Annotated in this window: 13 protein-coding genes; 5 read left to right on the top strand and 8 right to left on the bottom strand. The window is 71.1% G+C overall.

The genetic code is table 11. The features are described 5' to 3' along the window. The first annotated feature begins 88 nt into the window (after window positions 1–88). A complete protein-coding gene (locus ACFYWG_RS01970) occupies window positions 89–382 on the top strand; it encodes a helix-turn-helix transcriptional regulator (RefSeq protein ID WP_376327702.1) in 294 nt (97 codons plus the stop codon). A gap of 274 nt (window positions 383–656) precedes the next feature. Next, window positions 657–2447, top strand: coding sequence for a S8 family serine peptidase (locus ACFYWG_RS01975; protein WP_389199432.1), 1791 nt, complete (start codon window positions 657–659; stop codon window positions 2445–2447). Between the two features lie 159 nt (window positions 2448–2606). On the opposite strand, the gene ACFYWG_RS01980 is transcribed toward ACFYWG_RS01975, so the two are convergent. The 4 genes from ACFYWG_RS01980 to ACFYWG_RS01995 all read right to left on the bottom strand — a co-directional run bounded on the left by ACFYWG_RS01980 (window position 2607) and on the right by ACFYWG_RS01995 (window position 7479). Beyond that, window positions 2607–4046 carry a GH1 family beta-glucosidase gene (locus ACFYWG_RS01980; RefSeq protein ID WP_385413707.1) on the bottom strand — a complete coding sequence of 480 codons (1440 nt, stop codon included), beginning with the start codon at window positions 4044–4046 and terminating at the stop codon, window positions 2607–2609. 108 nt (window positions 4047–4154) lie between these two features. Further along, complete coding sequence (locus ACFYWG_RS01985; RefSeq protein ID WP_383511234.1) at window positions 4155–5081, bottom strand: carbohydrate ABC transporter permease; 927 nt, start codon at window positions 5079–5081, stop codon at window positions 4155–4157. A gap of 12 nt (window positions 5082–5093) precedes the next feature. Next, entirely contained in the window at window positions 5094–6080 is a 987-nt protein-coding gene (locus ACFYWG_RS01990; protein ID WP_383511238.1) for a carbohydrate ABC transporter permease, read from the bottom strand. A gap of 88 nt (window positions 6081–6168) precedes the next feature. Then, window positions 6169–7479, bottom strand: coding sequence for an ABC transporter substrate-binding protein (locus ACFYWG_RS01995; protein WP_376327708.1), 1311 nt, complete (start codon window positions 7477–7479; stop codon window positions 6169–6171). A 327-nt stretch (window positions 7480–7806) separates the two neighbouring features. On the opposite strand from ACFYWG_RS01995, the gene ACFYWG_RS02000 reads away from it, so the two are divergent. After that, window positions 7807–8820: a LacI family DNA-binding transcriptional regulator gene (locus ACFYWG_RS02000; RefSeq protein WP_383511896.1), complete on the top strand. Its 1014-nt coding sequence runs from the start codon at window positions 7807–7809 to the stop codon at window positions 8818–8820. A gap of 345 nt (window positions 8821–9165) precedes the next feature. Here the strand turns inward: ACFYWG_RS02000 and ACFYWG_RS02005 are convergent, their stop codons facing one another. From ACFYWG_RS02005 to ACFYWG_RS02015, 3 genes are all read right to left on the bottom strand, one after another. After that, window positions 9166–9582 carry a YkvA family protein gene (locus ACFYWG_RS02005; protein ID WP_383511894.1) on the bottom strand — a complete coding sequence of 139 codons (417 nt, stop codon included), beginning with the start codon at window positions 9580–9582 and terminating at the stop codon, window positions 9166–9168. Then, complete coding sequence (locus ACFYWG_RS02010) at window positions 9579–10214, bottom strand: Chromate resistance protein ChrB (RefSeq protein WP_383686345.1); 636 nt, start codon at window positions 10212–10214, stop codon at window positions 9579–9581. The genes ACFYWG_RS02005 and ACFYWG_RS02010 overlap by 4 nt, the downstream gene beginning before the upstream one ends. Before the next feature lie 239 nt (window positions 10215–10453). Further along, complete coding sequence (locus ACFYWG_RS02015; RefSeq protein WP_389198694.1) at window positions 10454–10801, bottom strand: STAS domain-containing protein; 348 nt, start codon at window positions 10799–10801, stop codon at window positions 10454–10456. Window positions 10802–11145: 344 nt separating this feature from the next. Here ACFYWG_RS02015 and ACFYWG_RS02020 point away from each other — a divergent pair, with 344 nt between their 5' ends. After that, complete coding sequence (locus tag ACFYWG_RS02020; RefSeq protein ID WP_389198696.1) at window positions 11146–11721, top strand: SMI1/KNR4 family protein; 576 nt, start codon at window positions 11146–11148, stop codon at window positions 11719–11721. A gap of 299 nt (window positions 11722–12020) precedes the next feature. Here the strand turns inward: ACFYWG_RS02020 and ACFYWG_RS02025 are convergent, their stop codons facing one another. Next, the gene (locus tag ACFYWG_RS02025; protein WP_389198698.1) at window positions 12021–13352 is read right to left on the bottom strand and encodes an MFS transporter; all 1332 of its coding nucleotides are present in this window, start codon (window positions 13350–13352) and stop codon (window positions 12021–12023) included. Between the two features lie 139 nt (window positions 13353–13491). Between ACFYWG_RS02025 and ACFYWG_RS02030 the strand changes: the two genes are divergently transcribed. After that, entirely contained in the window at window positions 13492–13851 is a 360-nt protein-coding gene (locus ACFYWG_RS02030; RefSeq protein ID WP_389198700.1) for an ArsR/SmtB family transcription factor, read from the top strand. The last annotated feature ends 15 nt before the right edge of the window (window positions 13852–13866 follow it).

The following is a 13866-nucleotide window of genomic DNA, read 5'->3' on the forward strand; positions in this document are numbered from 1 at the left end:
CGGTCGGTGCATCCGAGCGGAACGGTCCGGCGGAAGAGGGGAACGCCGGCCCCCGGGGGTGCCGCTGTCCCGGGTCGAGGAGGGTGCGGTGAGCAGGCGCGCGGGCTGGTCCTTCGTGACCACGCATGCCCGGGTTCTGGCAGCCGTCGCCGACATGCCCGCCGCGCGCATCCGGGACATCGCCCTCACCACCGGCATCACCGAGCGCGCCGCCCACCGCATCCTCGCCGATCTCGAGCGGGCCGGTTTCCTCACCCGGCGGCGCGTCGGGCGGCGCAATCACTACACCGTTCACCCGGAGCGGGGCCGGAGCCACCCGGCCGAGACCGGGCTGCCGGTGCCGGCGTTGCTCGCCCTCATCCGGCGCACGACCCGGCCGTAGGGAGCCGGCGGACGGGGCAGGGCGGCAGGGCGCCCCGGCGCCCGAGCAGCCGATGTCCGCCCCGCCTCCGGCCCGCGATCCGGAGCCGCGTCCCCTACTTGTCCCCTCGCGACGATCAATGCGCCGTAGGCCCTTCCCTTGTCATGCCCTCATCTGAAATCTTGCGTCGACCCATTCGACCCACGGCCCGGCCGGCACCACCCTTCGCCCCGGGCTCCCGGAGGATGCTGTGACAACCCCCCGCATATCACCGCGCCGTCTCAGACGGCCGCTGCTGTCCGTCGCCGCCGTGGGAGCGGCGCTCGCCCTCGCCACGCCCGCCGGTGCCGCCGGCACGGACACCGGCCTCCCGCCGGGGCCCGCCGCGGCCGGTGCCGGCTCCCGCGCCGAGTCCCGCACCGCCACCACCGCTCAGGCCGCCGCCGGCTGGGTCGCCGGGACCAGGTCGTATCTGGTCATCAGCGCTCCCGGCGACACCTCGGCCGCCCGCAACGCCGTCGCCGCCAACGGCGGTTCGGTGTTCGCGTCGTACGACGCGATCGGCGTCGTGGTCGCCCACTCCGCCTCGGCCGGCTTCGCCACCGCCCTGCGCTCCGCGGCGGGCGTGCAGAAGGTGGGCGCGACCCGCACCTCGGACGTCCCCGCCGACGCCTACTCCCCCACCCTGCCGACCGCTCCCTCGCAGTCGTCGACCACCCTGACCGAATCCGCCCGGTGGGACATGACGAGGATCAACGCCGACAAGGCGTGGGCCGTCAACCCCGGTTCGCCGTCCGTCAAGGTCGGTGTCCTGGACACCGGTGTGGACGACCGGCACCAGGACCTCGCGCCCAACTTCAACGCCGCCGACTCGGTCTCGTGCGCCTACGGCAAGGCCGACACCCGCTCCGGGGCCTGGCGTGACGTCGGCACCCACGGCACACACGTGGCGGGCACCATCGCCGCCGCGAAGAACGGCAAGGGCGTGGTCGGCGTCGCGCCGGGCGTGAGCATCGCCTCCGTGCGCATCGCGGAGCCGACCACCAGCATGTTCTTCGCCGAGAACACCGTCTGCGGCTTCATGTGGGCCGGTGACCACGGCTTCGACGTCACCAACAACAGCTATTACACCGACCCGTGGATGTTCAACTGCCCCGACGACCCGGACCAGGCGGCCATCATCGAGGGTGTGCGCCGGGCCCAGGAGTACGCGGAGGGCAAGGGCTCCCTCCAGGTCGCCGCGGCCGGCAACTCCAACTACGACCTGGCCGACAAGCGGTCGGACAACTCCAGCCCGAACGACTCGACCCCGGTCAACCGCACCATCACCAACGCCTGCGTCGACATCCCGACGGAGCTGCCGGGTGTCGTGACCGTCGCGGCGATGGGCAACGGGAACATCAAGGCGTCCTACTCCAACTACGGCCGGGACGTCATCGACGTCGCGGCGCCGGGCGGCGACGGGGCCTACGGCGTCTACTCCACCCTGCCGGGCGGCAAGTACGGCAACATGAACGGCACGTCGATGGCCTCGCCGCACGTCGCCGGCGTCGCCGCGCTGCTGAAGAGCACCGACCCGTCCGCCACCCCGGCGCAGCTGCGTGAGCGGCTGGGCACCCAGGCCACGGACACGGCGTGCCCGTCGGACAGCCGGTGCACCGGCACGACGGCGAAGAACGCCTTCTTCGGGGAGGGCCAGGTCGACGCGCTGAAGGCCGTCGGCGGGACGACGCCGCAGCCGGGCCGGTACTTCGAGAACACCGCCGACGTCGCCGTCGCGGACAACGCCACCGTGGAGTCGCCGATCGCGGTGACCGGGCTCGCGGGCAACGCCCCGGCCGCGCTGAAGGTCGGCGTGGACATCGAGCACACGTACCGCGGCGACCTGGTGGTGTCACTGGTCGCCCCCGACGGGACCGTCTACCTTCTGGAGGACTTCGCCGACGGTGACAGCGGGGACGACGTGGTGAAGACCTACACGGTCGACGCCTCCTCGGAGACCGCCTCCGGCACGTGGAAGCTCCGCGTCCGCGACATCGCGACCCGGGACACCGGACGCGTCGACGCCTGGAACCTGACCTTCTAGCCGGCGCCTCCCCGCGCCGTGGGCATCCGCCCCGCGGCGGGGCCGCCGCACCGTCCGGTGTCACGCGCGCCCCGCCCCCGGTTCCCGCGGTCGCGGGGAGCGGGGGCGGGGCGCCGGGTGCGGCCTCACGCGGGGACGGGTGCGTGCCGCACCGGTCCGTCAGACGCCGGGGAGCACTCCGGTGCGGGCCACCTCGGAGTACCAGCGGGCGCTGGCCTTGGGGATGCGGGTGCCGGTCGGGTAGTCGACGTACACCGCGCCGAACCGCTTGCTGTAACCGTGCGCCCACTCGAAGTTGTCCAGCAGCGACCACAGGAAGTAGCCGCGTACGTCCGAGCCGTCCAGGATCGCCTGGTGGACGGCGGCCAGGTGGCCGCGCAGGTAGGCGATCCGGGCGGGGTCGTTGACCCGGCCCTCGGGATCGGCGTAGTCGTCGAAGGCGGCGCCGTTCTCGGTGATGACCAGCGGCAGGCGCGGGAAGTCGGCGGTCAGCCGGCGCAGCAGGTCGTACAGGCCGCTGGGGTCGACGGCCCAGCCCATGGCGGTGGTGTCACCGGGCGGCTGGTGGAAGGCGACGCGGTCGGCACCCGGCCAGGGGCTGTGGGCGCTGTTGCCGTGTCCGTCGGAGGTGTGGGTGCCGCTGCCGTCGGCCTCGGACACCACGGTCGGCGTGTAGTAGTTGACGCCGAGGAAGTCCAGCGGCTGGTGGATCCGCGCGAGGTCGCCGTCCTGGACGAAGGACCAGTCGGTCAGTCCGGCGGTGTCCTTGAACAGGTCCTCGGGGTAGGCGCCGTTCAGCATCGGGCCGGTGAACACCCGGTTGGCGAGGGCGTCGATCCGGCGGACCGCGTCCGCGTCGCCGTCCGACCCGGTGAGCGGGCGGACGTGGTGGATGTTGAGGGTGACCGAGACCCGGGCGTCGGCGCGCAGGCGGTCGCGCAGCGCCTGGACGGCCAGGCCGTGGGCCAGGTTGAGGTGGTGCGCCGCGCGCAGGGCGGCGACCGGGTCGGTGCGGCCGGGGGCGTGGACACCGGAGCCGTAGCCGAGGAAGGCACTGCACCAGGGCTCGTTGAGCGTGGTCCAGGTCTTCACCCGGTCACCGAGGGCGTCCGCCGCGAAGGCCGCGTACTCGGCGAACCGTTCGGCCGTGGCCCGCTCGGGCCAGCCGCCGGCGTCCTCCAGCTCCTGCGGGAGGTCCCAGTGGTACAGGGTGGCGACGGGCTGGATGCCCTTGTCGAGCAGGTCGTCGGCGAGGCGCCGGTAGAAGTCCAGGCCCTTCTGCACGGCGGGCCCGCGGCCGGTGGGCTGGATCCGGGGCCAGGCGAGCGAGAAGCGGTAGGCGCCCAGGCCGAGTTCGGCCATGAGGGCGACGTCCTCGCGCCAGCGGTGGTAGTGGTCGGTGGCGGTGTCGCCCGTGTCGCCGTTGCGGACGCGGCCCGGGGTGCGGGCGTAGGTGTCCCAGATGGACGGCGTCCTGCCGTCCTCGGCGGCGGCTCCCTCGATCTGGTAGGAGGCGGTGGCGGAGCCCCAGAGGAAGCCCTTGGGGAAGGTGCGGGCGGCGTCCGGGGCGGACGCGGTCTGCTGTGCTGCGGTGACCACGTAAGTCCTTTCGAGGTGGTGGTGTGCGACGGGCGCGGGGAGCCGGGTGGTGGCGGCTCGATGCGCGAACCGGGCATGTGTGACAGTGGCTTGCCGTGGGGACGGCGGTCAGCCCTTGACGGCGCCCGCCATGATGCCGCTGACGATCTGGCGGCCGAAGACGATGAACATCGCCAGCAGCGGCAGTGTGCCGAGCAGGGCGCCGGCCATGATGAGCGACTGGTCGCGGACGTACCCCGCGCTGAGCTGGGTGAGGGCGACGGGGACCGTCGGGTTGGTCATGTCGAGGACCACGAAGGGCCAGAAGAAGTCGTTCCAGGCGTGCACGAACGTGATCATGAACAGGACGGCCATCGCGGGGCGGGCGACGGGCAGCACGATGCTCCAGAAGATGCGCAGCGAGTGCGCCCCGTCCACGCGTCCGGCCTCGACGAGTTCGTCGGGCAGGGCCTCGGAGAGGTACTGCCGCATGAAGAACACGCCCACCGCGCTCACCAGCGTGGGGAAGATGACGGCGGGCAGCTGCTGGGACCAGCCGAGCTCGGCCATCATCATGAACAGCGGTACGACGCCGAGCTGCGGCGGCACGAGCATGGTGCCGATGACCAGCATGAGCAGGGCGTTGCGCCCCTTGAACCGCAGTTTGGCGAAGGCGAATCCGGCGAGCGTCGCGAACAGCACCGTGGACAGGGCGATCACACCGGCCACGATGAGGCTGTTGATCATCGCTTGGCCCATCGCCGCCTCGTCCCAGGCGCGGGCGAGGTTGCTGAACAGGTTCGGGCCGGGCAGGAACGGCGGCGGGGTCTGGCTGACCCGGGTGTTGTCGGTCGAGGCGGCCACCATCGTCCAGTACAGCGGGAAGATGGACAGCACCGCCATGACGCCGAGCAGGACGTAGGTGAGGGGCCCGGCGTGGTGCTGGCGGCCCGCGCGCTGGCGCAGCAGCCGGCGGCCGCCCCGGCGGGCCGTCTTCTCGGGTGAGGCCGGGCCCGCGGTGGTGCCGGTCCGGGCCGGGAGACTGTGCAGGGTCATGGTGACTCCGGGTCAGGACGTACGGGAGCGGGCGCGCTGGATGACGCGCTGCACGAGGAAGACGAGCAGGAGCAGCAGGAACATGGCCCAGGCGACGGTCGCCGAGCGGCCCATCTGGTAGTTCTTCCAGCCCTCTTCGTACAGCAGCAGTCCCAGCGTCTGGTACTGGTTGTCCGCGCCGCCGCTCACACCGTTGGGCCCCTGCCCGAAGATCAGCGGCTCACCGAACAACTGGGTGGCGCCGATCGTGGAGAGCACGATGGTGAAGACGATCGTGGAGCGGATCCCCGGGATGGTGACGTGGGTGAACTGCTGCCACCGGGAGGCGCCGTCCAGCGAGGCGGCCTCGTAGCGGTCGGCGGGGATGGCCTGCATGGCGGCGAGGTAGAGCAGCGCGTTGTAACCCGTCCAGCGCCAGATCACGATGGTGGAGATGGCCACCTGGGCGGGCCACTTGTCGGCCTCCCAGTCCACGGGGTCCATGCCGACCGCACCGAGCGCCCAGTTGATCATGCCGAAGTCGCGCTCGAAGATCATGGTGAAGACGAGGGCGGCGGCGGCGACCGAGGTGGCGTAGGGCACCAGCGAGGCGACGCGGAAGAACAGCGAGCCGCGCATGCGGTAGTTGAGCAGGTGCGCCAGTCCGAGGGCCATCAGCAGCTGCGGCACGGTGGAGATGACGCCGATGGTGATCGTGTTCTGCAGCGCGTTCCAGAACCGGGAGTCTCCCCACAGCTCGACGTAGTTGTCGAACGCCACCCACTCCATCACGTCGAGGGTGGCCAGTTCGACGTCGTGCAGGGAGATCCACGACGTGTAGACGAGGGGGTAGAAGCTGAACGCGGCGAACACCACGAAGAACGGCGCGACGAAGACGTACGGGGCGCCCTTGATGTCGAGCCGGTGCAGGAGCGCGCCGCGCCGCCGGGCGGTGCCTTCTTCCGGGGGCGGCCCGGCGGGCTCGTCCCCGGTCAGGGCCTTGGTGGTGGAGATGGCCACCGGAGTTCCTTCCTGAGAGCGGATGAGGGAGCCGGCCGTCCGGGCCCGGCCGCGGCGGGGCGGGCCCGGACGGCCGCGGGGTCAGAGGTCAGCCGACCGCCTTCTCGATGCGCTCCGCGGTGGTCTCCCACGCCTTGTCCCGCGCCGTGCCCTGCTGCTCGATCAGCGTCAGGCCCTGGGAGAAGGTGTCCTTGATCGTGCCGTCCTTGCGGCCGAGGACCTGCTTGTCGGGGATCTCCTGGGCCGCGGCGCCGAAGATCTGCCCGATGGGCGCGCCGCTGAAGTACTCCGACTCGGCGTTCTTGACCTCGGGGCTGTCCAGCGCCTGGCGCGAGGACGGGATGTTGCCGATCTCCTTGAAGATGTGCGCCTGCTGCGCGGGGGCGGTCAGCCAGGCGACGAGCTTCTTGGCCTCCTCCTTGACCGGGCTCTGCTCGACGACACCCAGGAAGGACCCGCCCCAGTTGGCGCCCTTGGGGGCCTTGGCCACGTCCCACTTGCCCTTGTTCGCCGGTCCGGCCTTCTCGCTGATGTGGCTCAGCATCCAGGCGGGGCACACGGCCGTGGCGAAAGTGCCGTTGGCCAGACCCGGGTCCCAACCCGGCTGGAACTGGCGGAGCTTGGCCGTCAGGCCGTCCTCCGCCGCGTCGGCGGCAAGGCCCCAGGCGTCCTTGACGACCGGGTTGCTGTCGTAGATCAGCTCACCCTTCTCGTCGTAGAACTGCTCGGAGTTGCCGTAGATCATGGCGTTGAACAGGCCGCTGGCCGCGTCCATGTAGGCGACGCGGTCACCCTTGAAGTCCTTCTTGAAGGTGCGGCCGACCTCGACGTACTTCTTCCAGTCGCCCTCCCAGAGCTTCGCGACTTCCTCGCGGTCGGTGGGCAGGCCGGCCTTCTCGAAGTAGTCCTTGCGGTAGCAGACCGCCATCGGCCCGATGTCCGTGCCGAGGCCGAGCACCTTGCCGTCGGCGGTGCTGATCTGCGACTGCTTCCACGGCAGGAAGTGGTCGGTGCCCGACATGTCGCCGAAGTCGGCGAACTTGTCCGACTGGGTGTCGGTGATCTCCTTCGCCCGGCCGATCTCGATGCCCTGGATGTCCTTCAGGCCCTTGCCGGCGGCGAGCCGGGTCTGCAGGGCGGTGTAGTACGTCTGCTCGTCGCCGGCGATCTCGGCCTTGATGTCGACGTCGGGGTTCTCCTTCTCGTACTGCTCGAGAAGGCCCGTCTCCTTGAGGCCCATCACCCCGTACAGGCCCATGGTGATGGTGACCTTGCCGTTCTTCTTGCCGCCGCCGGTGGCGGAGTCGTCGCTGCCGCCGCAGCCGACCACGAGCGCCAGCGCGCCGGCGGTCGCGGCCGCCGCCACCGCCTTTCTGCGCAACGAACCGGAAGTGCTCATGGGTCTCCTCCTAGCGACGGCGCCGAACCGTCGACGGCGACGGATCCGCGCAGGCCACGGCAGAGCCGTGGGTGATGAGTTTTGGGATGCTTTGCAGGAGTGGGAACGTGCCCACTTCTGGGTGGGCACGTTCCCACCGGCGCAACGAAGACTCGTAGGAGCGGACCGATCTGTCAATGACTTGAACACGAACTCGTCGATTCGCCGGGGGGAGGTGCGGCCCGGACCCCATTGATCGGGCAGGGCCACAGCGACGGCCGGATCTGCAAGAATTGCGCAGGTCACCTCCGCGGCAGGGCCTGCCGCCGCGGCGCGAGGGGGGAGCACATGACCGGCAACCGCCGTCCCACGATCAAAACGGTCGCCGCCCGCGCCGGCGTGGGCCGCACGACGGTCTCCCGTGTCGTCAACGGCTCGGACCTGGTCAGTGCCGATGCGCGCGCCCGGGTACTCGCGGCGATCAAGGAACTGAACTACGTCCCCAACTCCGTCGCCCGGGGCCTGGTGACCAACCGCACCGACGCCGTGGCCCTGGTGATCCCCGAGTCCGAGAGCCGGCTCGGCTCGGAGCCGTTCTTCGCCGCGATCATCCGCGGCGTCAGCGGCGCCTGCGCGGAGAGCCGCACCCAGCTGCAGCTGATGCTCGTCCGCGACGAGGCGGAACGCGACCAGCTGACCGAGTCGGTGGCGACCCGCCGCGTGGACGGTGTGCTGCTGGTGTCCGTGCACTCCGGGGACCGGCTGCCGGGCATGCTGGAGGAGATGGGCCTGCCCACCGTCCTGGCCGGACGCCGGGACGCGGGTGAGCAGTTGAGCTACGTCAACGCCGACAACGCGGGCGGCGCCGCCGTCGCCGTGCGGCATCTGCTGGACCGCGGACGGCGCCGGGTGGCCACGATCACCGGTCCCCTGGACATGGACGTCGGCCGCAGCCGGCTCGCAGGCTGGCGCGACGCCCACCGCGAGGCAGGGGTCGCCCCGTCCGAGTTCCTCGTCGAGAAGGGCGACTTCACTGAGGAGGGGGGTGCTGTCGCCATGCGTTCGCTTCTTGAACGCGCCCCCGACCTGGACGCCGTCTTCGTGGCCTCCGACCTCATGGCGGTCGGCGCTCTGGCCGAACTGCGCCGCTGGAAGAGACGGGTGCCGGAGGACGTCGCGGTCGTCGGGTTCGAGGACTCCGTGCTCGCCCGTCACACCAACCCGCCACTGACGACGGTGCGTCAACCCGTGGAGGAACTGGGCCGGACGATGGCCCGCATCCTGACCGACATCACGCAGCACGGTGCGGACCGGCAGCAGATCACGCTGCCGACGGAACTGGTGGTGCGCGAGTCGTCCTGACGCCTCGACTCGTCCTGCAGGGCCTCGACTTCATGCCGTCCGCAGGTCCGCGCGACGGTCGGTCTGTGCCGCCTGAGCGCACACGGGCGCCGCGGACCGGCATACCGTCCTCCAAGGCCCCCGTGCGCTGCCGGGGTCGAGTCCGCGGTGCTCCACTTCTGCACCCCGCGGGACCCGGCAGCCATCGCCGCCGGCCGTCCAGTCCTCCTCGATGCCGGGGGCCGCTGGAACCAAGGGCCACCGTGATCACCGATAGCAGCGCCCCGCCCCTGGACCACGCCGCCGGCGCGGCGGTGCCGAACACGGCGACGGTCGCCTTCGGGGGCGTCCTGCGAGCCGTGTTCCTCAGGTGGGGGCGGCCGCCAGGCCGGCAAGGCGGCGTACGGCGGTGAGCCCGTCATCGGTGCCGGGCCAGTGCCGCGCCAGGGCTTCGGGCCCGGCGTGGCGGACGACGGAGCGCAGGACGGCGGCGACCATGATGGCGTCGTCCGCGTAGCCGAGGACGGGGACGAAGTCGGGCACGAGGTCGATCGGCATGGCCAGGTAGCCGAGCAGCAGCCACAGCCGGAGGCGCACGCCGCGCGGCAGGGCCTGGTCGCGGGCCAGGCGGTGGACGAGCCGCAGCAGGTCGGGCAGCAGCCGGATCGCCTCGGTCAGCAGGTTCCCGCGCGGGCGGACGACGGCGAGGGCTGCGAGGGCGAGCAGCCAGAGCAGCAGCAGCCCGCCGACCACGGCGAGAGCCGTGGACCACCAGATGTTCACGACCCGTGTCCTTCGCCGGTGACGGCGCGCAGCCGGACTCGGCCGCGCGCCGTGCTGCTGTCGTCGGTGTCGGCGGCGAGGGCAGCGGCCTCGAACGCCTTCATCGCGGTACGGGCACGCTCCAGCTCGGCGCGGACCTCGGAGCCGATCGGCGCGGCGAAGTAGTCACGGACCGCGATCTTGGCGACCCACGCCTCGAAGCGTGCCAGGTCCGCCTCGGACTCCTCGACCTCGGCGAAGGTGGTGCGGCCCTTGGCCGTCTCGGCTTCGATCTCGGCGAAGAACGCCGGGAGGCGTTCCAGGACCTCGGCGTACTCGGCGGTGACGGAGGCGCGGAATGCGCCGATCAGCTCGCCGCGTTCGACCGGGTCGGTCAGGGTCAGGTGCAGCAGGCGGGCGGTACCGCCCTCGGTGCGGACCTTCTCCACCAGTCTGCGCACGGCGCCCGCGACCGGTGGACGGTCGGGCAGCAGGCAGACCGACTGCTGCATGTACACCGCTCCGAGTCCGCGCAGCTTGCGCCACACATGCACCCGCAGGGAGTCGGCCGCCCCTGCGGTGCTCACCGCCACCATCAGCCAGGCGTCCTCGGCCCGCGCCGAGACCGGCTCGTTCACCTCGCCATCACTCACAGAGGAATGATACGCCCGTAACAATCGAGTCGACGACACCCGGCCGCCCTGCTCCCCGGGGGCCCACCTGAGGTCCTCGGTTTCGGGGTCACTAGTGGCACGCGGAGGGTGTTACGGATGTAACTGGAAACAGGCACTCCAGCAAGAGGCCGGGACCGCCGGTGCACTCTGGTGTAAGCCGTACGCATGACCGGGCGAACGCGCGCTGGTGGCTTGGTCCGGCCGGGCCGAGGGGGGGTTCAGGCGGTCGCGGGCCGGAAGCCGGGCGGAGGGACGTCGGGCAGCAGCCGGGACAGGTCGAAAGTGGCCGGGTCCGCGTCGGCGGCCCTGAGCAGCAGCCACAGCGGCTGGGGGCGCAGTCCCGTTACGGTGGTGCGGCAGTCGGGGCTGTTAGCGGTGGCGCGGAAGAGCAGGTGCAGGCCGGCGACGTCCATGAAGGCGGTGCCGGTCAGATCCCACTGCAGGTCCCTGATGTGCGGCGGCAGGGCGGCGGCCGCGGCGCGCAGTGGGGGCAGGGTGTCGAAGTCGATGTCCCCGTGGGCGGCGATCGTTGCGCTGGTCCCGTCGATGGTGGTGGTGATGTTCATGCAGGATGCCCCCTTTCCGGGGGTCGTGAGCCCATCGGCGACACCCCCTGTGGGGTGTGCGGCGAGGGCGGGGGCCGGGTGCCCGGGATGGGGGCAACGCCCGACTCAGCCCGAAGGACCGGGTGCCCGGTCAGTCTCGCTGTCTGTTCACCGTCGCACAGCAGCGCCGGGCACCACGACTGCTCACCCGGGGGAGGTCTTGTGAAGCCCAGCACAGCCCGACGGGCACCACCGGCCGGCCCAGCGTTCCTCACGACCTGCCTGGTAGGGGCACGGTGGTCTCCGCCACAGGCCGGACGGCATCAGTGGCGTTGATGTCAGACAGGTCTGGCACGCTGCACGCCATGACGGACGATCTGATCGGCACACAGAGACCGATGCGCCGCATCACAGAGCCGGAAGAGGCGATCGCGGCACTGGAACGTGCTGTGCCTGGACTGGCCGAGCACCGCCGATCAGAGCCCGCGGTCCTCGACTGGGCCTTGCTCGAAGACGGCCTGGGCACCGCGCTACCCGCCGACTACAAGCGCCTCGCCGAGTGGTACCCGACCTTCGCCCTCGGAGACTTCCTCCTCGTCGGCCTGCCTGAACCGGGCGGAGAGCACCACCAGCTCCGCGGTATCCGCTCCGACCTCGAAGGGGTCATCCACGCGTGGTGGCAGGCCGACATGTCCATCGGCCTGCGCCCCCATCCGGCAACGGGCGGCCTCCTGCCATGGGCGGAGTCCAACGAGGGCGACAAGTTCCTGTGGAGTACGACTGGGAACACCCCGCAGCAGTGGCTCGTCACCATCGCCTCTCGCAACGGCGGCTGGTGGCATTACGAGGGTGGTGCCGTCCAGTTCCTCGCCGAACTCTGCGACGGCTCGCTGGAATCCTGGGCGCTGCCCCCGCTCGACCCCGAAGTCACCCCCTGCTGAGCGATGTGCAGGCCGTCGTCAGCCAGACGGAAACGACGTCCAAGGTGCGCCTGAGGGTTCTTCGTCGGCCTCCCGGGCCGACGAAGAACCCGAGAGGCTGTCTGTCCAACCCCTCACCACACCGAGTCGCCCCCGATCGACCGTTTACCCACCTTTCCGGGTGATTGTTGGTCCGTGGCCACGTCGGTGTGCTCGACTGTCGCCTCCCTGCTGTGCGCGCCGGCGTCTTCTCAGGGATATCCCTTCAGGGCATGCCCCTGCTGGATGCCGCGGCCTTCAGACAGTCAGGGTGACTGTTCTCAGAGGTGAAGCCCGTCGGCCGGCAGGTGGTGGCTGTGCCGCCACCCTCCCGGTGTGCGCAGGGCGCCCACGACGTGCGGATGGCCGGCGTGCAGGTCGTTGTGCTCGTGCTCCACGGCGCCCGGCTCCCGGGACGGCCAGAGGCGTACGGCCAGGAGTGCGGCGGTGAGAGCCGTCAGGCCGAGGGCGATGACGGCAGTCTGCAGGCCGGCTACGGCTCCGAGCCAACCGGCCGTGGGATAGGTCAGCAGCCAGCAGCTGTGCGAGAGGGAGAACTGCGCGGCGAACACGGCGGTGCGCTTCTCGGGTGGTGCGGAGCGGCGAAGGAGGCGGCCGGTCGGAGTGAGCACCATCGAACTGGCGGCACCGAAGGCTGCCCAGATCGACAGGAGGGCGGGCCAGCGCCACGTGCCACTGCCGGTTGCGGTCAGGACGGCAAGTGCCGTGAAGAGGGGGGTGAGCAGCAGTGCGCTGCACAGCATCACCGTGCGGTCGGAGATCCGGTCGAGAGCGCGGGGAAGCAGGAGAGCGAGGGCCGTCGAGCCTGCGCCGTATGCGCCGAGGGCGAGTGACACGTCGGCCGTGCTGCGGTTGAGTTCGTCCCGGACGAGTACGACGGTGTTGACGGTGACCATGGCGCCCGCTGCTGCGACGGCGAGGTCGAGGGCCAGCAGGGCGCGCAAGCGGGGGGTGGCGAGGAACTGGCCTATGCCTGCGGTGGCTTTGGCGTGTGCGCCCGTGTCGTTCGGCTCCGGGCTTACGTGCTTGGGCAGCATGGCGGACAGGACGAGAGTCGCCGAGGCCAGGAAGCCTGCGACGGTTCCCAGGAACAGCCAGTTGTAGGTCATCAGCGACAGCAGCGCGGCGGCCAGGGCCGGGCTGAACAGGCTCTCGGTGTCGTAGGCGAGGCGAGAGAGCGACAGCGCCCGCGTGTAGTCGCGCTCATCGGGCAGGACGTCCGGGATGACGGCCTGGAACGTCGGTGTGAACAAGGCCGAGGCCGACTGCAGCAGGAAGATCAGGACGTAGACCTGCCATACCTGGGTCACGAACGGCAGAGTCAGGGCCACCGCGGCCCGGGTGAGGTCCGTGCCGACCATCAGTGTGCGGCGGGGCAGCCGGTCGGCGACCGCTCCGGCGGCAGGGGCGATGGCCACGTAGGCCACCATCTTGAGGGCGAGGGCGGTGCCGAGGACGGAGCCGGCGTCGGCGCCGGCGATGTCGTAGGCCAGCAGGCCGAGCGCGATGGTGGCCAAGCCGGTGCCGACCAGGGCGATCACCTGGGCGGTGAACAGGTGCCGGTAGGTGCGGTTGCGCAGGACGGACAGCATGCGGCAATCCCTGGGCAGGTCGGGGAGGCAGGCAACTGCCCTTCACTGTATCCATACGTGCGCACGCGCGCACATGTCGCGCGCGGAGGCTGGGCGCCGTGTGGCTGTGAGGGCGCGTCCAGGCCTCTACGCTGTGGGCATGGCTGCTCGCGAGTCCCTGCCGACTGCTCCGGGTGCGCATCTACGACCGCCCGACAGCGCACGTCTCGCAGAGGCGACCGCAGTGTTCGCGATGCTTGCCGACGCCACCCGCCTGCATCTGCTCTGGCTGATCGCGCAGGGCGAGTCCGACGTCGGGTCCCTGACCGAACGCTGCCAGGCATCCCGGACAGCGGTGAGCCAGCACCTGGCGAAGTTGCGGCTCGCGGGCCTGGTCGAGAGCCGGCGCGAAGGGCGGCACGTCTACTACAGCCTGCGCGACGGCCACCTTCGGCGGCTGGTGGTGGAGGCGCTCAGTCACGCGGACCACCGAGTGAGCGGACAGGCCCCGCACGACTGAGACGGCCGCCGCCGT

Origin of the sequence: Streptomyces sp. NPDC003456 (assembly GCF_042878735.1) — a bacterium.
Lineage (GTDB): Bacteria > Actinomycetota > Actinomycetes > Streptomycetales > Streptomycetaceae > Streptomyces.